General features: G+C 43.5%; 17 protein-coding genes. 11 read left to right on the top strand and 6 right to left on the bottom strand.

Annotated features, from left to right (window positions below; genetic code table 11):
- Nucleotides 1–74 precede the first annotated feature (74 nt).
- Nucleotides 75–3,194 carry a DUF6359 domain-containing protein gene (locus GPW69_RS09495; protein WP_074391611.1) on the bottom strand — a complete coding sequence of 1,040 codons (3,120 nt, stop codon included), beginning with the start codon at nucleotides 3,192–3,194 and terminating at the stop codon, nucleotides 75–77.
- Nucleotides 3,195–3,750: 556 nt separating this feature from the next.
- A complete protein-coding gene (gene gshAB / locus GPW69_RS09490; protein ID WP_074391612.1) occupies nucleotides 3,751–5,982 on the bottom strand; it encodes a bifunctional glutamate--cysteine ligase GshA/glutathione synthetase GshB in 2,232 nt (743 codons plus the stop codon).
- Nucleotides 5,983–6,345: 363 nt separating this feature from the next.
- Here gshAB and GPW69_RS09485 point away from each other — a divergent pair, with 363 nt between their 5' ends.
- The 6 genes from GPW69_RS09485 (at nucleotide 6,346) to GPW69_RS09460 (ending at nucleotide 13,210) form a co-directional block, all read left to right on the top strand.
- A complete protein-coding gene (locus tag GPW69_RS09485; RefSeq protein ID WP_002937782.1) occupies nucleotides 6,346–7,638 on the top strand; it encodes an adenylosuccinate synthase in 1,293 nt (430 codons plus the stop codon).
- A gap of 109 nt (nucleotides 7,639–7,747) precedes the next feature.
- Nucleotides 7,748–8,071, top strand: coding sequence for a preprotein translocase subunit YajC (yajC, locus tag GPW69_RS09480; RefSeq protein ID WP_014638693.1), 324 nt, complete (start codon nucleotides 7,748–7,750; stop codon nucleotides 8,069–8,071).
- Nucleotides 8,072–8,184: 113 nt separating this feature from the next.
- Nucleotides 8,185–8,940 carry an isoprenyl transferase gene (locus GPW69_RS09475; RefSeq protein WP_013730586.1) on the top strand — a complete coding sequence of 252 codons (756 nt, stop codon included), beginning with the start codon at nucleotides 8,185–8,187 and terminating at the stop codon, nucleotides 8,938–8,940.
- Between the two features lie 9 nt (nucleotides 8,941–8,949).
- Complete coding sequence (locus tag GPW69_RS09470) at nucleotides 8,950–9,756, top strand: phosphatidate cytidylyltransferase (RefSeq protein ID WP_014638692.1); 807 nt, start codon at nucleotides 8,950–8,952, stop codon at nucleotides 9,754–9,756.
- 9 nt (nucleotides 9,757–9,765) lie between these two features.
- Nucleotides 9,766–11,025, top strand: coding sequence for an RIP metalloprotease RseP (gene rseP, locus GPW69_RS09465; RefSeq protein ID WP_044752059.1), 1,260 nt, complete (start codon nucleotides 9,766–9,768; stop codon nucleotides 11,023–11,025).
- A gap of 322 nt (nucleotides 11,026–11,347) precedes the next feature.
- Nucleotides 11,348–13,210: a proline--tRNA ligase gene (locus GPW69_RS09460; RefSeq protein WP_044752058.1), complete on the top strand. Its 1,863-nt coding sequence runs from the start codon at nucleotides 11,348–11,350 to the stop codon at nucleotides 13,208–13,210.
- 78 nt (nucleotides 13,211–13,288) lie between these two features.
- Here GPW69_RS09460 and GPW69_RS09455 read toward each other — a convergent pair whose 3' ends face one another.
- From GPW69_RS09455 to dhaK, 4 genes are read right to left on the bottom strand one after another with little or no spacing between them, the layout of a single operon-like run.
- Nucleotides 13,289–13,999 (bottom strand): MIP/aquaporin family protein, encoded by a 711-nt coding sequence (locus GPW69_RS09455; protein WP_074391613.1) that lies wholly within the window; start codon nucleotides 13,997–13,999, stop codon nucleotides 13,289–13,291.
- 9 nt (nucleotides 14,000–14,008) lie between these two features.
- On the bottom strand, nucleotides 14,009–14,383 hold the full coding sequence (dhaM, locus tag GPW69_RS09450; protein ID WP_002938758.1) for a dihydroxyacetone kinase phosphoryl donor subunit DhaM: 375 nt from the start codon (nucleotides 14,381–14,383) through the stop codon (nucleotides 14,009–14,011).
- Nucleotides 14,380–14,955, bottom strand: a complete 576-nt coding sequence (gene dhaL / locus GPW69_RS09445; RefSeq protein ID WP_074391614.1) for a dihydroxyacetone kinase subunit DhaL — start codon at nucleotides 14,953–14,955, stop codon at nucleotides 14,380–14,382. Before dhaL ends, dhaM begins: the two co-directional genes overlap by 4 nt.
- Before the next feature lie 10 nt (nucleotides 14,956–14,965).
- A complete protein-coding gene (gene dhaK / locus GPW69_RS09440) occupies nucleotides 14,966–15,955 on the bottom strand; it encodes a dihydroxyacetone kinase subunit DhaK (RefSeq protein WP_074391615.1) in 990 nt (329 codons plus the stop codon).
- 145 nt (nucleotides 15,956–16,100) lie between these two features.
- On the opposite strand from dhaK, the gene dhaS reads away from it, so the two are divergent.
- The 5 genes from dhaS (at nucleotide 16,101) to GPW69_RS09415 (ending at nucleotide 19,132) form a co-directional block, all read left to right on the top strand.
- Nucleotides 16,101–16,646 carry a dihydroxyacetone kinase transcriptional activator DhaS gene (gene dhaS, locus GPW69_RS09435; protein ID WP_014638686.1) on the top strand — a complete coding sequence of 182 codons (546 nt, stop codon included), beginning with the start codon at nucleotides 16,101–16,103 and terminating at the stop codon, nucleotides 16,644–16,646.
- Nucleotides 16,647–16,656: 10 nt separating this feature from the next.
- On the top strand, nucleotides 16,657–17,646 hold the full coding sequence (gene dhaQ / locus GPW69_RS09430) for a DhaKLM operon coactivator DhaQ (protein WP_074391616.1): 990 nt from the start codon (nucleotides 16,657–16,659) through the stop codon (nucleotides 17,644–17,646).
- A 388-nt stretch (nucleotides 17,647–18,034) separates the two neighbouring features.
- The gene (locus tag GPW69_RS09425; protein ID WP_074391617.1) at nucleotides 18,035–18,499 is read left to right on the top strand and encodes a hypothetical protein; all 465 of its coding nucleotides are present in this window, start codon (nucleotides 18,035–18,037) and stop codon (nucleotides 18,497–18,499) included.
- Between the two features lie 180 nt (nucleotides 18,500–18,679).
- A complete protein-coding gene (locus GPW69_RS09420; protein ID WP_290438324.1) occupies nucleotides 18,680–18,823 on the top strand; it encodes a putative holin-like toxin in 144 nt (47 codons plus the stop codon).
- Between the two features lie 228 nt (nucleotides 18,824–19,051).
- Nucleotides 19,052–19,132 carry a putative holin-like toxin gene (locus GPW69_RS09415; protein ID WP_074391932.1) on the top strand — a complete coding sequence of 27 codons (81 nt, stop codon included), beginning with the start codon at nucleotides 19,052–19,054 and terminating at the stop codon, nucleotides 19,130–19,132.
- Nucleotides 19,133–19,430: the final 298 nt, after the last annotated feature.

The raw sequence follows: 19,430 nt of genomic DNA, 5'->3' as shown, positions 1-19,430 counted from the left end.
TAATTATAGCACAAGTGGAGGTGGAGCAGTAGAAAAATGAGCCTGAAAGTCATGCTTTCAAGCTCAAAAAATGATTAGGATTCTTTTTGTTTTTTAACAAGGCAGGCACTCAAGATTACGAGACCGATTGTGATAAGTACAAAGCTTGTTTCTCCTCCTGTCTTTGGAAGGATTTTCTTTTGATTGTTTTTGGCAGTAGGGGTCACGGTTGTTTGTCCCTTGTCTGTAGCGCCAGAACGGTCATCAGTATTTACAGATGTTTGATCAGAAGTTGAAAGATTTGTTGGCTTGTTATTGTTGGTCGTACCATTGTCATCACTATTATTGACTGTTCCTGAGTCATCTGTCTGCTTGTCGCTTGGTTCTGGTTGAGTTGGTTCTTGTGCCTTTGTCACATCCAGTTGTACCAATAGCGGATCGTGGTCAGAAGCTCTGCCATGTTCTTCCATAAAGGCTGAATTGACATGGACCATATCAAAGGCATAGCGCTCCAACAAGTTAGTTGATACCAGCATATTGTCAAGAGACTGATTGTTTCCATTATAGAAGTAAGAGAAGCGATCGGATGCATCGTGACGACTAACGAGGTTAGCCATTCCTCCTGTTTCTAAAATTTCTATGGTTTTAGTAAATTCATAGTCATTGAAGTCGCCTAGCATAACGATATTAGCATTTGGATTTTGAGTTAAGCCTGTTTTTGTAAAGTCAGCGATAATTTGTGCTAGTATGTGGCGTTTTTCTTCGGACTTGAAGCTGACGGGTTGGATTTTTCCGTAGAGACCATTGTCACCGCGTTTTGAGTTGAGATGGTTGGCAAGGACAACGACTTTCTCGCCTTTGAAGACGAATTCAGCTGCAAGTGTTTTGCGGACAGCTGCCCAAGCAGGGTTGGTTGGGTCGATTCGGCCCAGGCTGAGATTGAGTTCGCCGTTTTCCCAAGCTACTGCCTGTGTTGCGGTACCGATTGGTTTGTCAGATAGGCTGACACGTTTGGAGTTGTAGAGGAAGCCGACGCGAATATTGCCTCCCTCTTGTCCGCCGTCTTTGTTGTTTTCAGGAGCAATATCCACATAGGTATAGGTTGGTCCGCCGGCTGCTTGAATGGCTGCAATCAGGCGCTCAGCACTCTTACTAGCATCAGTTGTACCGTCGTTTGTAGCACCGTTGTTGTCCTGCACTTCAATCAATCCGATAATGTCTGGAGAATGTAGGTCTGAAACAAAGGATTTGGCAATACGTTGGACTTTAGCGTCTGATGTTGACTTACTGTCAGCAGAGAAGTTTTCAATGTTATAAGAAGCGATGGTCAGCTTGTCATCATTTGGGATAATGGTTGTTATTTCTGGTTTTGTAGCTCCTTCGTGCAAGGTTGGAAGGGTGCTATCATCTACATAGACCTTATAATTGGTGTAAGAGTAGGTAACTGGTCCAGCAATACGACCGGTAAAATAGTCTCCTGATTTGACGATCTGTTTTCCATTTTTCAAAAGTAGTGGAATGATATTGGTATTATTCCCTTCAGGGCGAAGGTTGACGCCTCCGACATTGTTTAAAGGAAGTTGACTAGTGGCAGGAGTGACATAGATTTCCTTGTTTTTTAGTGGGCCGAGGATTTTTGCATCATCAACGGCAACCACCATGCCTTCAACGGATTCCCAGAAATCGAGTGCATCTTGTTCTGGATCAAATTGAGCCAAACCGTCGTTGTCAATAATATCGGCTGGGATGGTTCGATCAAGACCAAGGACTATAGGAGATGGTACAGGTGCAGTCCCATCCACAGTTACTTCAGTAGCTCGAATTTGTGTGATGGTTAAGTCTGTTTCACCACGTTCTGTATAACCTTTTCCGAGGTATTCTTCTACACGTCCTGCGATAGTGACAAGATCTCCTACCTTGACATTTGTTTTTAATTTGTCAGTAAAGATGTTAATACCGTCAGATGTTTTGACGTCTCCATCTGGTGTGACATCCTGCACGTAGAAGTTATTGGCAGAGGTAACGTAGGTTACTACGACGTTTTTAAGAATCACAGATTGATTGGTTAGAGGTGACTGGTGACTTGCACCTTGAATGTGACCGACTGTTACAGTTTCGGTCTTGCCTGATGCTGTTTCTGTTGTTGCCTTTTCAACGACTTCAAAATGAGAGAGGTCAAATGGTTTTAATTGTATTTTTCCATTATAAGTGGATAAAATAGCGGTTAGATTAATCTTATCTCCCTTGTTGATATGGTTCAAAAGATCAGCTGTTTTGATACCTGTTCGACTATCTAAACGCACATCCACAGTTTGTCCTTCGGAGTCAGTTACGGTAAAGGTAGAATTTTGATAGCTATCGCTTTGAATATCTCCGACAGTCAAGTTTTTTAGAGAAACTAGTGTTGCCTGTGCTTGCGTTGCTAACTGAGCGATGTTTGTTTCTGTAATAGGAGTGTTGAAATGCTCAGATATAGCCTTGTGGTTGCTAACTGTGGTTAGTTGGAGTTCGCCTTTATACTCACCCAATGTTCCTGTTAATTGAACGGTATCACCAGGCTGATAGCCCAAGGCAGCCCCAGGGTAGATATAGATACCAGCACCGTCAGAACCTTGGAGGTAGAAACCATTTCCTCCCCAACTGTTTACTAGGCTAATAATTTTACCAGAGACTGTGTACTCTGTTCCTTGTGCACCGGAACGAACAGTAGCAATCGGTGTAGAAACAAGGTCACTTGACTCGGTAGTCGTATTTTCACTTGTTGGTGGCTGAACATTAGTAGAAGATGAATCTACGATTTCAATCGCTGTAGCTGGTTTGATCCCAGCTCGCTTCATGTATGTATCGCTAGTTCCTGTGATGCGAACCAATTTTCCGACTAGTTCGGGATGATCAACGAGGTTGAATTGGCTGCGAAGTGGTTCCTTTAGTTGAATAGGGATAGTGTCGGCGGCCGCAGTATCCATGCTTGCACCAAGGGCTAAATTTGTTTTGTTGGTAGCGTCAAAAGCGGTTCCGCTACTATTAAGTGGTGCAATAAGATAGCCTTGTATCGTGACTTCCGACTTGGTTATTGCAAGTGACGGATAATTCTCTATCGCCACTTCAGTAGCGTGCACAGATGGTATGGGCGAAGTGGCGAGACTAAGCAAGAGTCCGGCTGTTACCGCTACAGAACCTACGGTATAGAAGAGAGAACGGTTTCTAATCTTCATATAAAACTCCTTTTTGTTATATATGGACGTTATCAAAACGTCTGCGGTTGTTATATACATATAGTTTAACAAAAAATGAGTCGTTTGGAATACTTTTTCTGGATATAATACGGATATTTTTAAAAAATCAAATGAAATAGTAAAAATACATTGGGAAACAAAACAAATAACGAACGATTAGATTGGATACTAGGAATTGGTTCATAAAAAAGCACCGAGATATAAATGATTATCTTGGTGCCATATTCATTTTGTTTAACATTAGTTGGGAGGTTTTGTGAAGGAAGAAAGGGGCAAAGCAGATATATAGTCCTTTAGTTGACTTTTTTACTTCGGCGCAAGAGGGACTTCGTTTCTGCCTTTTCCGCTTCAAACAATCCACTGGTTTGTTTGAACTCGCTTTGCCGTACTTTATAGAGAGGTAAGTCTGATTTCCAACCTAGAATGTTCTAGCAACCTGCCGCTATTGAGGCGAACTCGCTTTGCCCTATCTCCAGCCTTCAAAAGCTCCACGAATCTTTGAAGTAAGTACTAACAAAGTAAGGAAAATGGAAAACTATAGTTCTGGAAACAATTTTTTCAAAATCTTCGGTGTAATGCTCTGTCCAGGTCCTGCGTAAGTATAGGTGTGCAGGTACATGGCAGGGTTGAAGTTGAGCTCAATACAGGTGCAGTTGGGCTTGTCTTTGCTGGCTGGCTTGGTGCGGTCGGGGATAATCAAGTCCACACCGCAAGCCCAAGCTCCCATAGCAGTCGCCATATCAGCGGCCAGTTGCTTGTAGGACTCGTCCATCTGGTCAGTCATATCGATGGAGTCGCCACCCGTTGAGATATTGGAATTGCCACGCAGAAAGGCTTGAACGCCCTCTGGCAAAACTGTATCGGGTGTGTAGCCTTGTTGCTCCAACATAAGCAGTTCGATGTCGCCCAAGTTAATGATTTCCAGCGGTGAACGGTGGTCACGCCCACGCAGTGAATCTTGGTTTTTTTGGTCCACCAATTCACGGATGGTTGAGCTACCGTCCCCCACGGCATTGGCTGCGACGCGGAGCAGGACAGCCTCGCACTTGCCGTCCAGGACGAAGAAGCGGTACTCGGTTCCCGCCACGAATTCCTCTACTAGCACATGGTTGTCTTCTGAAAAGGCGATGTCAAGGGCTTTTTCATAGTCCGTAAGGCTGGCTGGCTCCTGGAAGATAGAGATGCCTAGGCCGAAGTTGGTGGATTTGGGTTTGACAACAATAGCAGAGCTGGCTACCTGTCCGTAGTACCGCAGGGCGTCTGTCTTGTTTGCAAATTCCGCTCCCGCAGGTACTGGAAAACCAGCCTGGTCCAAGATTTTCTTGGTCACGACCTTGTTGGCCATGGCGAGAGGAATGACGTAGTTGTCCTTGGAGGTCATGTTGCCATTTTTGATGTACTCGACATGGTCGCCATGCCAGAGTTTGAGAAATTGGTCTTCTTCATCCAAAATCTCCACGTTCAAGCCCAGCTGAATGGCGTCGAAGAGAATCATCTGGGTGGAGAGTTCCATGTTTTCATAGCCCTTGAGGGCGTAAGGGGCTGTCCAAGCATAGTCATGGAAGACTTGTCCTTGCTGCTGACCAAACTTTTCTAGAGACCCATCTTCAACCTGCTCTGCTATTTTTCCGGAAAGGGTCAGATGTGGGTCTTGAAGAGAGGCCTCCACATGTGCAATGAGCTGGCCATAGTAGTCATCCAGTCCAAAGTGGGCAACTATGGCTTTCATGGCTGTCAAGATTGGCGTGGCATCGGCCTTGCTAGGTAGAGGTGTGTGTGGGTGGCTAAGGGCGATGAGGTTGTTAAGTTTATCTGCTTTTGCTAGGGTGTTATCAACATCTGTCAGTTGGTCTAGCCAAAGAAGAGATAAGATAAAGAGGTGGACTGTATCAAGGGTTTCCTGACTAATAGCAAGCGGGTCATAGGGGTTAAGGTCAAAGGAACGGAATTCTAAATAAGAAATCCCCTTGCTGAGGTAGTCACGGCTAGTCTTGGCACCACGGAGGCGGACAGCTGAGTAAAATTCCTTCTCAGCGGATAGTTGACCAGACTGGACAGCTTGTTCGATGTCATCCACGTACTGTTTGAGAGAAGAAAAGGAAATATGAACATCATCGGAGTTGACATAGCCGTACTTGGAATTACGAATGGAACGGACGCAACCGACTTCCGTAGTTAGGAATCCTTTTTCGGCTAGGCTACTTGCCCCGTATAGGTAGGTTAAGAGCCAACGATAGTTGAGGAAGTTTTGTGCTAATTTGAGGTAGAGGGTATTTTTGAATGCGATAAAGTCTGTTTCCTCGCTTAATTCAAAAAGTTGTTGGGTTAAGTCTTTTCCTAATTCAAAATTATAGTGGATGCCAGACATAGATTGGACGAGCTTACCATAGCGTTCCCCCAAACCGACACGATATTGGTACTCATAGTCGCTATCTAGTTGAGCAATTTGGATTTCCTCTTCTGAAATCATAGGTGGCATGGATAGGGGCCAGAGGTATTCTTGCTTATCCATAGAACGTGCGGCAACATCTGTAATGGCTCCCAGTAGGCGACGAGCTTCCTTAGTCGACTGAGCGATTGGTGTAATCAATTCTAACTGTGGCTCGCTGTAGTCTGTCTGGATATAGGGGTGGAAGCTACGAGAACCCAGTTTATGAGGATGGGGAGTTTGTGCAACTCTGTGGTTTGAATTGATGCGAAGTGATTCGCGCTCAATTCCAAAAGTAGCCTGAAGAATGGGGCTGTTTGGTGATAATTTTTGTAACATACTAAGTCCTTTATATTTCTGTCAAAGTCTTATTCCAATTTTATCTAGATTGGAGGGCAAATACAAATTTCTGCTACGTTTCTCGTGAAAAATGTACTGAAAATCATTGAAAGCAAACAAAGACTTCGGATTTCTCTGTCAAAAGCATATTTACACAGGTCTATCTCGTGTGTTTAATCGGATTTTTTTGAAATATGCTTTTAAAAAAATAAAAACATTCGCTATATATGAAATTATTGGAATTTCTTGAAAAAATGTTCGTTTTTTGATAGAATAGTGTGTAAAACGAAACTTGCAGGTGAGATTCCTGCCAGAAGTAGAAGAAAGGCTGGGCTGGTTAGCCAGTTCAGAGAAAGAGTGAATATGACATCAGTAGTTGTTGTAGGAACCCAGTGGGGCGACGAAGGTAAGGGTAAAATTACAGACTTCTTGTCTGCTAATGCTGAAGTAATCGCACGTTATCAAGGTGGTGATAACGCTGGACACACTATCGTTATCGATGGCACTAAGTATAAATTGCACTTGATTCCATCAGGAATCTTCTTCCCAGAAAAGATTTCTGTAATAGGTAATGGTGTGGTTGTCAATCCAAAATCTTTGGTGAAGGAAATCAACTATCTCCATGATTCAGGTGTGACAACAGATAATTTGCGGATTTCAGACCGCGCACATGTCATCTTGCCTTACCACATCAAATTGGACCAGTTGCAAGAAGAGTCTAAAGGTGAGAACAAGATTGGTACAACCAACAAGGGTATCGGTCCTGCTTACATGGACAAGGCAGCTCGTGTCGGTATCCGTATTGCAGACCTCTTGGACAAGGAGATTTTTGCGGAGCGTTTGAGAACAAACTTGGCTGAGAAAAACCGTTTGTTTGAGAAAATGTATGAGTCAACTCCGATTGAGTTTGATGAAATCTTTGAAGAATACTATGCTTATGGTCAAGAAATCAAAAAGTATGTAACAGATACCTCTGTTATCTTGAACGATGCTCTCGATCAAGGTAAACGTGTCTTGTTTGAAGGTGCGCAAGGGGTTATGTTGGATATTGACCAAGGTACCTATCCATTCGTTACTTCTTCAAACCCAGTTGCTGGTGGTGTGACCATCGGTAGCGGTGTCGGCCCAAGCAAGATTGACAAGGTTGTTGGTGTATGTAAGGCCTACACTAGCCGTGTTGGTGACGGACCATTCCCAACTGAACTGCATGATGAAATCGGAGACCGTATCCGAGAAATCGGTAAAGAATACGGTACGACAACTGGCCGTCCACGTCGCGTTGGTTGGTTTGACTCAGTGGTCATGCGCCATAGCCGCCGTGTGTCAGGTATTACCAACTTGTCCCTCAACTCAATCGACGTCTTGTCAGGTCTTGAGACCTTGAAAATCTGCGTGGCTTATGACTTGGATGGTGAGCGTATTGACCACTACCCTGCAAGTTTGGAGCAACTCAAACGTTGCAAACCAATCTATGAAGAAATGCCAGGTTGGTCTGAAGACATCACAGGTGTACGTAGCCTGGATGAATTGCCAGAAGCGGCTCGCAACTATGTTCGTCGTATCAGCGAATTGGTCGGCGTTCGTATCTCAACCTTCTCAGTAGGTCCTGGCCGTGAACAGACCAACATCCTTGAGAGTGTATGGAGCGCAAAATAGTGTGCGAAGACTGAACGAAAGTTCGGTCTTTTTCTGTTTGGTCGAACTTTGCTTTCTTGTCCAGAATTTGATATAATCATGCTTATCAAACAATAAAAGAGGTAAACAAATGGAAGGTTTATTTTTGCCGCTTGTCATGGTTGCCATGATTGGTTTTATGTTCTATTCGCAACGTAAACAACAAAAACAACGTCAAGAAGCACTAAATCAAATCAAAAAAGGTGATGAAATTGTGACCATTGGTGGGCTATTTGGTATTGTCGATGAAATCGATGATAAAAAGGTTGTTCTCGATGTTGATGGTGTTTATTTGACATTTGAACGCGGTGCTATTCGTAATCGTGTAGCAAGTTCAGGTACTACATCTGCAGTTGTTGAAGAAGTGGCAGTTGAAACGACAGAAGCGACTCCAGAATCTGCAATTGAAGAATAAGGATGAAAAACCGAGGGAAACCTTGGTTTTCTCTTGTTTTAGCCCTGCCTGATTTTTGCTATCCTAGGTAAAAATATGGTATAATGAAACGATTATACAATAAGGAAAATACCATGTTTAAATTTAATTTTAAAAAGAAAGAAAGCATTGAAACAGCAATTGAAGTCCCTAAGCATATCGCTGTGATTATGGATGGCAATGGCCGTTGGGCGAAAAAGCGGATGCAACCACGTATTATGGGGCATAAGGCTGGTATGGATGCACTTCAAAAGGTTACCAAGACGGCTTCTGATTTGGGAGTAAAGGTGTTGACTGTCTATGCCTTTTCTACAGAAAACTGGTCTCGACCGGAAAAAGAAGTGAAGTTTATCATGAATCTACCTGTGGAGTTTTATGATAAGTATGTTCCTGAACTCCATGCCAATAATGTCAAAATTCAGATGATTGGTGACCATTCCAAACTTCCTGTTCCGACTCTCAATGCGCTTTATAAAGCTGAACAAAAGACAAAGAGTAACACTGGTTTGATTCTCAATTTCGCTCTGAACTATGGCGGTCGTGATGAGGTGACTCGCGCAGTCAAGGCTATTGCGCAAGATGTTTTGGATGCCAAGTTCAATCCTGGTGATATTGATGAGAAATTAATAGCGGATTACCTCTATACAGGAACCTTATCACCAACATTACGTGATCCCGATCTAGTTATCCGTACAAGTGGTGAACTTCGTCTTAGCAACTTCCTGCCGTGGCAAACAGCCTACAGCGAGCTGTACTTTACAGATATTGCTTGGCCTGATTTTGATGGAGAAGCACTTAAATTAGCGATTAAAGAATACAACCGTCGCCACAGACGTTTTGGCGGTGTATAAGGAGAAGGTATGACAAACGATTTACAGAAACGAGTGATATTTGGCGGCATTGCTCTAGCTATTTTCATTCCCTTTTTGTTGGCTGGTGGGATGGCATTTCAATTTTTTGTAGGCCTGTTAGCTATCATTGCTACGGCTGAATTGATTAAAATGCATCGCCTAGCACCAAATTCTATCGAGGGTGTCTTAGCTATGTTGGCCAGTTTAGTCTTGGCTCTTCCGCTCCAGAATTATCTGACATTTTTACCGACGGATGGAAATTACACAGCCTACGCCATTGTAGTATTTTTACTGCTTGGTTCGACGGTTTTTAATATCGGCCATTACAACTATTCCGATGTGGTCTTTCCAATTGCCTCAAGTTTCTATGTTGGTATCGGCTTTCATAGTTTGATACTGGCTCGTATGGATGGGCTCAATAAAGTCTTCTTTGCCCTCTGTTTAGTCTGGGCAACAGACATTGGTGCCTACTTAATCGGTCGTCAGATTGGTCGGAGAAAATTATTGCCCAAGGTTTCACCAAATAAAACGGTTGAAGGCTTTGTAGGCGGTATTCTTTCTGCGGTGGTAGTTGCTATCATTTTCTTGATTGTCGATAAGTCCTTGTTGGCGGGCTATTCATTTGGCATGATGTTGTTGTTAGTTGTGATTTTCTCGATATTCTCACAATTCGGAGACTTAGTAGAAAGTGCTATTAAACGCCATTTTGGTGTGAAGGATTCTGGAAAAATTATTCCAGGACACGGCGGTATCCTGGATCGTTTTGACGGTATGATTTTTGTCTTTCCAATCATGCACTTCTTTGGATTATTTTAAGGAGGTACTATGAAGGGAATTTTAGCATTTATATTTATATTTGGTGTGATTGTGGTTGTCCATGAATTTGGTCATTTCTACTTCGCCAAGAAAGCGGGTATCCTTGTGAGGGAATTTGCGATTGGGATGGGTCCCAAAATTTTCGCTCATACGGGTAAGGATGGGACGCTTTACACCATCCGTATTCTTCCTCTAGGTGGCTATGTTCGAATGGCTGGATGGGGTGAAGATAAGACAGAGATTAAGACAGGTAGTCCTGCCAGCCTCAGCTTGAATGAAGCTGGTGTTGTGACGCGGATTAATTTGTCTGGTAAGCAACTGGATAGTCTCAGTTTGCCAATGAATGTAACCAGTTTTGACTTTGAAGAAAAATTGGAAATCACAGGCTTGGTCTTGGAAGAAAGCAAGACCTATAAGGTTGATCACGATGCCACGATTGTAGAGGAAGATGGAACAGAAGTTCGGATTGCTCCACTTGATGTTCAGTATCAAAATGCGACAGTCTGGGGACGGTTGATGACCAACTTTGCGGGTCCCATGAATAATTTTATTCTAGGGATTCTAGTATTTATTATTTTGTTCTTCATGCAAGGCGGGGTTGCCAACCCATCAAGCAATGCGGTAAGTATTACTGAGGGTGGTGCTTTGCAGGCTGCGGGTGTTGTCACAGGGGACAAGATTCTTTCGGTCAATGGGAACACGACAGATAGCTACACAGAAGTTGCAACGATTATTAGCAAAGCAGCGACAGATGCAACAACAGCCCCAAGCTTTGATTTGGTTGTTGAGCATGATGGGAAAAAACGTCATGTCTCCGTTACTGCTGAACAAGTAGATGGGGCCTATCGAATTGGTATCTCACCGATTTTGAAAACTGGTTTCGTTGATAAAATTGTCGGTGGTTTCCAAGAAGCGGGAGCGACAGCTCTTAGGGTTGTAACAGCTTTGAAGAATCTAATTGCAAACTTTGATGTTAAGCAGTTGGGGGGACCGGTTGCTATTTATAAAGTAAGTTCTCAAGCGGCTGAATTTGGTTTGGTTTCTGTATTGGGGCTAATGGCTGCGCTCTCCATTAACCTTGGAATCTTCAATTTGATTCCAATTCCAGCCTTGGATGGTGGTAAGATTGTTATGAATATTCTGGAAGCCATTCGCAGAAAACCACTCAAACCAGAGACGGAATCTTATATCACTCTAGCAGGTGTAGCCGTTATGGTGGTTCTTATGATAGTAGTCACTTGGAATGATATTATAAGAGTCTTCTTCTAAGATAATTTGAAATTTATGAAAGGAATTGAATGCGTGCTAAACGCAGGATATTCTGAAAACTACGAAAAAGAAAGGAACAGAGAGTTTTCATATTTGAACTCGAGCGTCAGCGAGGGGTTTGATAAGTGACTTCTGTGATTCCTAATCAAGTAAACTACGAAAGGAACTGAATGCGTGCTAAATGCAGGATGTTCTGAAAACTACGAAAGGAATTGAACACGGGCTGAGACCTGTGCAAAAAAGATAAATCATTTTGTGTGTTAGCACACTGCAATGATTTCCTATTTTTGCTTTGGTTTCCACGCCCTTTGTATCTTAAATTATGAAACAGTCTAAAATGATTATCCCTACTTTGCGGGAGATGCCTTCGGATGCGTCGGTGATTAGCCACGCTTTGATGTTACGTGCGGGTTATGTCCGTCAGATTTCTGCTGGTATTTACAGCTACTTGCCATTGGCTAACCGTGTGATTGAAAAAGCAAAAAATATCATGCGTGAGGAGTTTGATAAGATTGATGCTATTGAATTTTTGGCTCCAGCTCTCTTGTCAGCGGACATTTGGCGTGAGTCAGGTCGTTACGAAACATATGGCGACGATCTTTACAAGCTCAAAAACCGCGAAGGTTCTGACTTTATCTTGGGACCAACTCACGAAGAAACGGTGACTCTTTTGGCGCGTGATGCGGTCCAGTCTTACAAACAGTTGCCGCTCAACATCTACCAAATCCAATCTAAGTATCGTGATGAAAAACGCCCTCGTAACGGTCTTCTCCGTGGTCGTGAGTTCATCATGAAAGACGGTTACAGCTTCCATGCTAGTTATGAGAGCTTGGACCAGACCTATGATGACTACAAGGCGGCTTACGAGGCAATCTTCACTCGTGCAGGCTTGGAGTTCAAAGCTATCATCGGTGACGGTGGTGCCATGGGTGGTAAGGATAGCCAGGAGTTTATGGCTATTACACCAGACCGTACTGACCTGGACCGTTGGGTTGTCTTGGACAAGTCGGTTGCTTCTTTTGAAGAAATCCCAGAGGACGTTCTTGAAGCAATCAAGGAAGAACTCTTGGCATGGTCTGTGTCTGGTGAAGATACCATCGCCTACTCTAGCGAATCAGGCTACGCTGCAAACCTAGAAATGGCGACTAGCGAATACAAACCAAGTACAGCAGTTGTCGTCGAAGAAGACTTGGTTAAAGTAGCGACGCCAGATGCCAAAACCATCGACGAAGTTGCTACCTTCTTGAATGTTGCGGAAGAGCAAACCATCAAAACCATGCTCTTTATGGCAGACGGTGAGCCAGTTGTTGCCCTCCTTGTTGGCAATGACCAAGTGAACGATGTCAAATTGAAAAACCACCTCGGAGCAGATTTCTTTGATGTAGCAGGCCAAACGGATGCTGAAAAAATCTTCGGTGCAGGTTTTGGTTCCCTTGGACCAGTCGGCTTGCCAGAAAACATCAAGATTATTGCAGACCGCAAGGTGCAAGATGTGAAAAATGCTGTTGTCGGTGCCAACGAAGACGGTTTCCACTACACAGGTGCCAATGCGGGACGTGATTTCCAAGTGACTGAGTATGTGGACATTCGTGAAGTCAAGGAAGGCGAACCTTCTCCAGATGGACACGGGGTTCTCAACTTTGCCCGTGGTATCGAGATTGGTCACATCTTCAAACTCGGTACACGCTATTCAGACAGCATGAATGCCAACATCTTGGATGAGAATGGTCGTTCTATGCCGATTATCATGGGATGCTACGGAATCGGTGTTAGCCGCCTCTTGTCAGCCGTTCTTGAGCAACACGCTCGCCTCTTTGTTAACAAGACACCAAAAGGCGAATACCGTTACGCTTGGGGCATCAACTTCCCTAAAGAATTGGCACCGTTTGATGTGCATTTGATTCCAGTTAATGTCAAAGATGAAGAAGCAATGGCCTTGACTCAGTCTATCGAAGCAAGTTTGGTTGGTGCAGGCTATGAAGTCTTGACAGACGACCGTAATGAGCGTGTCGGCGTTAAGTTCTCTGACAGTGACTTGATTGGCTTGCCAATCCGTGTGACTGTTGGTAAGAAAGCAGCTGATGGCATCGTCGAAGTGAAAATCAAGGGCACAGGTGATACTGTGGAAGTCCATGTGGACCAACTCCTTGAAACCTTGCAAATCCTTACAAAAGAAAATGAATAACAGAAAAAGACTTGGTTGATGATAGCCAAGTCTTTGTTGATAAAATAGGCTTGGTTCTAGTTACCCAAGCCTATTTTTTTATAACATATTTAGTAGGAGGTTATAGAGGATAGCTCCTGTGACTCCTCCAAGAATTGGGCCAGCAACTGGGATCCAGCTATAAGACCAGTCAGAATCTCCCTTGTTAGGAATTGGAAGGATGGCATGCATGATACGAGGACCAAGGTCACGAGCAGGATTGACTGCGTAGCCTGTTGTAGATCCTAGTGAGAAGCCGATTGCAAATACGATAAGTCCCACGATGATTGGGCCGAGACCAGCGCTGACATTGTTAGGACCAATTGCAAGGATTCCCATGACTAAGACAGCTGTGCCAAGAGCCTCGCCGAGCAAGTTTGAAGCTGTGTGACGAAGAGCTGGTCCAGTAGAGAAGGTAGCAAGGATTGTTCCGCTATCTTTTGTTTCCTGCCAATGTGGGTAGAAATGGAGATAGAGGACGATGGATGCCAACATTGCTCCAGCAAATTGGGCAAGTAGGAAGCCTGGGACTTGAGCCCATGGTAGGGAGCCGATAGATGCCATTGCGATAGTGACAGCTGGATTCAGGTGGGCAGGTCCAAAAATTCCTGATACGTAGACGGCAATTGTTACAGCGATGCCCCATCCTAGTACGATGGTCAGCCAGCCGCTATTTTCAGCCTTGGTTTTAGAGAGGATGCAGGATGCAACCACACCGTTTCCAAGTAATACTAGTATGAAAGTTCCAAGTAATTCTCCAATCAGATTCATAATGACCTCCTATTTATTGATTGTCAGTTCTTTTAATTGTTCAAGAATAGTCTCCAAGTCAGCTCCAGCCTGTAAGAGAGCTGCGGCAGTATAGCAACCTTCGACGACTGGTACGGTTTGGATAAGAATTTGTTTGTCTGTAAAATCGGCAGCAAGTTCCATGTTCATTCGGGCGCTACCTAGGTCGAAAAAGGCAAGGAGGGTATCAGCAGGGTTTGCTTCAACTCGCTCTTGTACGATTTCAAAGCTAGTACCGATGCTACCATCTTCTAGTCCGCCACAGTAGGTGATGGGAATATCTTTGGCGACTTCAGATACTAGGTCAATGATTCCCTGTGCCAAATTTTTTGAATGGGATACGAGTAAGATACCAACCTTTGTCATAGTCCTGCCTCCAACATGGCTTCAAAGAGAAGTCCAGATGAGAAAGAGCCTGGGTCAATGTGTCCAATAGACCTTTCTCCAACATAGGACGCGCGTCCCTTGGTTGCAGCAATATTCTTTGTTCCTTGAACGGCTTTATGGATAATTTCCGTTGTCAGCTGGCTTTCTCTTAGGGCAGAAATAACAGGAATCCAGACGTCTACCATGGTTTTCTCGCCTAATTCAGCCTTGCCGCGTTTTTGGATCATGTCCAAACCTGCTTGTAGCATGTCTGCCAAATCAGTGCCGGCTTGACTGGCTTTGGTAATACCCATAAAGGCAGAGCCGTAGAGAGGACCGGAAGCACCGCCAACCTTGCTGAGAAGTTGCATGGCAACCACCTTAAAGACTTGGTCGGCAGTCTCATAGTCTTTTTCAGATAGCTCCTGCATGACGGCAGCCATTCCTCGCGCCATGTTGCCCCCGTGATCTCCATCTCCGATTGGAGAGTCAAGCTCACTCAAATAATCTTTGTTTTCTTGAATTTTCTTGTTGAATGTCTCCATCCAGAGTAATGCTTGTTTTGCATCCATAGTCTTTCTCCTACCAAGCCACTACTTCAACAGGGGCCTGCAAAGCGTCAATCCAGCTTGGGTCTTCTAGTTTGATTAAGGTCAATGACAGTCCAGCCATATCAATTGATGTCATGTAGTTACCGATTTTCTTGTAGTCAACGACAACCCCTTTTTTAGCCAGCAATTGAGCAACGTCGTTGGCAAAGACATATTGTTCCATGAGAGGGGTAGCGCCGAGACCGTTGATAAGGACACCATAGTGCTCGCCATCTTGAATATCAAAGCCTTCTGCCAATTTGTCAACCAATTCTTCAGCCAATTTAGCAGATGGTTGGAGTTTTTCTTTCTTATAGCCAGGTTCGCCGTGGATACCGACACCATATTCAAATTCATCTTCTTCAAGGACGAAGCCTGGTTTGCCCACTTCTGGTACAGTAGCGCCTGATAGGGCTAAGCCGATAGTCTTGATTTGTGGGACGAGACGGTCAGCCAGTTCCTTGATTTCTGCTAGGGATTTGCCAGTTGTTGCAGCGTGACCGAGAATCTTGTGGACAAGGATGGTACCTGCTACCCCACGACGGCCTTGGGTATAGAGGCTATTTTCCACAGCGATGTCATCGTCCACAACGACACTGGCTACTTCGATGCCCTCCATTTCCGCCAATTCTTGCGCCATCTCAAAGTTCATGATGTCGCCGGAGTAGTTTTTGATGACCATAAAGACGCCAGCTCCCTCGTCAGCAGCCTTGATGGCTTCCAAGATTTGGTCTGGGGTTGGTGAGGTAAATACTGCGCCACATACAGCGGCGGACAACATACCCTTTCCGACAAAGCCTGCATGAGAAGGTTCGTGACCAGAGCCACCTCCTGAGATGATGCCGACCTTACCAGTTTTTTTAGCCTTGCGGATAATCACATCAAATCCATCGATTCGATCGACAAGATCTTGGTGCATAAAGACAAGTCCTTTTAACATTTCATCAACGACATGTTCGGGTTGATTGATAATTTTTTTCATGAGAAAACTCCTTTATTTTTGTTTGCGCTTTCATTTTACATTGTCCGAAAGAAAAAAGGAAGGGACAGATTGTCCAAAGTGTCCCTTTTGTTCCAAAGAAAAGCATGATAGGGTATAATAAAGAGGAAGCGAAAGGAAGTGACATATGCCAACCTCGTTGATTACAAAGAAAAGGATTGCAAAGGCTTTTAAAAAGCAGCTATCCCAAAAATCCTTTGATAAAATCTCAGTTGTCGACATCATGCAGGAAGCAGGGATTCGTCGTCAAACCTTTTACAACCATTTTTTAGACAAGTATGAGTTACTGGACTGGATATTTGAAACAGAATTGCAGGAGCAGGTAACTGACAATCTGACCTATATTAGTGGAATCAAGCTTCTGGATGAGCTCTTGTACTACATCGAGAGTAACCAATCTTTCTATAGGCAACTCTTTGAGATTAAGGGGCAAAATGATTTTGTCAGCTATTTAGAAGGCTACTTTATGGTTTTGATGGAGAAAATTATCAACGAATACCAGCTTCAGGAGGGTAAAATGATTTCCCAACAGGATAAGCATTTTTTGATTCTCTATCACGTTAATGCTTGGATTGGACTGATAAAGGAAGGACTGACGCAGTCGCCTTGTCAAATTCACAGTTATTGGAAGCAAATGGTGGCTCTTGTTCGCGAGTCGTTTTTGATTTTGTAGGAGTTAATATATGGTGTTTATTAGAAATAGACAGGCAACAATTATTGAAGATTATTTGGATGGTTTCTGTCGAACCAATCCTAAAGTGAAGAAAGTGAAGGGGCTTCCGATTGTTCTGCAAAGAAGACAAAATGGGGAACAGATTCCGATTGTTTCTGGCGGTGGTTCTGGTCATGAACCAGCCCATGTTGGCTTCGTCGGTAAAGGAATGCTGACTGCAGCAGTTTATGGAGAGATTTTTACTCCACCAACTGCTGAAGAAGTCTTGGCAGCCATTCGTGCAGTAGATAAGGGCAAGGGAGTTTTTCTGATTGTAAAAAACTTTGAGGCAGACCTTGTCTCTTTTAGAAAAGCCATCGAATTGGCTCGGCAGGAGGGAATTGCAGTCAAGTACATCGTATCCCATGACGATATTTCGGTCGATACCAAGGATAATTTCCGTATGCGGCATAGGGGGCTTGCAGGGACTATTCTACTTCATAAGATATTAGGAGCTGCTGCCCTTGCTGGCTATAGCCTGGATGAATTGGAACAGCTGGGACTGTCTCTGGCAACAGAAATTGCGACCATCGGTTTTGCAACCAAGTCGGCCTATTTGCCCAATGCTGCCCTGCCTTTGTTTGATTTGGAGGAGGGGCAAATATCTTACGGCATCGGCATCCATGGAGAAGAAGGCTATCGGACCGTTCGTTTTGAATCCTCTGAGCAGTTAGCCAACGAAATTGTGAACAAATTAAAATTAAAATTCCGCTGGAAGGAGGGGGAAGACTACATCCTCCTGGTCAATAATCTTGGATCTATGTCCGAGGTTGAGCAAGGAATCTTTTTGAACGACATTTGCCAATTTCTAGAGCTAGAAGGTCTGAAGCTTTCCTATATAAAAACAGGTAAGTTTATGACTAGTCTAGATATGGGAGGAATTTCTGTCACCCTCTGTCGTGTCAAGGATAAAAAATGGCTGGATTTTTTAGAAGCACCGACAGAAGCTGCGGCTTGGTAGGTTCCTCTTTTCATAGAACATCCACCTCTAGGGTTTTTCCCATAGAGGTTTTTCGTGCACTCTTTCTATTTTTTAGACAAAATACCTTGACAAAAATGTTCAGGGAGGAGAATGGCACTGATAAACAAAAAGTTTGTCATAAAACGATTCAGAAGGATGATAAGATGACAAAGAAAAAACAATTGACCGGACTCGTCCAGCAGAGGCGGAAGCTGTCAGTTCGACGACCAGTAGCCAACCGGTCACTGCTCAGGATGTGCAGATGCGCAGGCAGTGGTTGATGAAGCCAGTCAAGTAGCGCAAGCCATTGATACGGGAGTGGCGACAACGGAGCAGGATTGGGTATGCTCGGATTGGCAGTAGGAGTGAGATGGAAAGGAGAGTAGGGATGAATAATCACGTAGTAACTAATCCAACTATAGATATTATAGCCTATAAATTGGGAGACAGATTGAACGGTATGTCTGCTAAAGATGTTTTAGATGCACACTATAATCACGCAATAAATAACGGCGGCAGAGTTTTGTTTACAGTGCCGACTGAAAATGTGACAAAGGTAGGTAAAAATAAACAACCAGACCAACTCATCATGACACTAGGAGACTTCTCGGACGACTTTATTGCGGAAGTTGATGACTTTGGAGAGTTCCATAGTAAGACACCAAGTAATGCATATCAAAATCCGTCACAGTTTGATACGATCCAAGAAAGTCAGTCAAATTATACTTGGTTTGAACTAAAAAATCTTAAAAAGCTTGCTACATTAGCTTTAGAACAATTTACAAATGTAAATACAGGTAAGCCACTTATAGAAAGTTTATCAGGTCAATCTTGTCGTATTTATGTTCAGTAAGTACGCTGGAATAACTAGGTATTGAAAAATTCACAATATAAATAAACAAAATCCTCGGAAAGCACTCTGAGGATTTTGTTCTGTGTTCATATTTTTATCAAGTTTATGGTATAATTATTTAGTAGAAAAGTGAAGACGGTGGCTTTCGATTTTCTGAAAGTGAGGTGATGCCTATGGGCAATTCATCAAAATCTAACAGAAGGGGGGAGCATTCTTTTGACAGCTTTTGAAGTTGTACAAACGATTCTAGCTTTAGGTAGCTTTACCATTGCTTTAGTCAGCTTGTGTTATAAAATCTTCAAAGAAAATGACCAAAAGAAATAGCCGTCCATACTTTGGCAAGTAACGGCTATTTCTTTAGCTAAAATTAATGAGCCACCGTCTTTTTAACGGTTCTACGTTGGGTAGTTGTTAGCGCAACTGCCTTTTTCTATTTCTATTATAACACGAAAGCTTGAAAAAGCAAGTTTAAAAGGCAGTGGCATACTGGGGATTTCATACCTATAAAATAAAACGTCGGGGCTAGTTTCAGCTTTTGAAGTTGTACAAACGATTCTAGCTTTAGGTAGCTTTACCATTGCTTTAGTCAGCTTGTGCTATAAAATCTTCAAAGAAAATGACCAAAAGAAATAGCCGTCCATACTTTGGCAAGTAACGGCTATTTCTTTTAGCAAATAAAATACGAGCCACCGTCTTTTTAACGGTTCTACGTTGGGTAGTTGTTGACGCAACTACCTTCTTCTATCTCTATTATAACACGAAAGGGCTGGGCAAAAAGTCCTGCCACGCTTCTCAAAGTTAGTGTCAACATCTCAGCGCAGTGGTTGATTGGCAGATTTGTTCGTGTTTCACACTCCAAATCTGACCATCACGACTGTTGCGAACAAAGTTCGCTTCATCTCCAACCTCCAAAGGTTCCCCGAACCTTTGG

This window comes from Streptococcus suis (assembly GCF_902702775.1).
In the GTDB taxonomy this organism is placed as follows: Bacteria; Bacillota; Bacilli; order Lactobacillales; family Streptococcaceae; genus Streptococcus; species Streptococcus hashimotonensis.
This window is presented reverse-complemented; position numbering and strand designations above follow the sequence as displayed.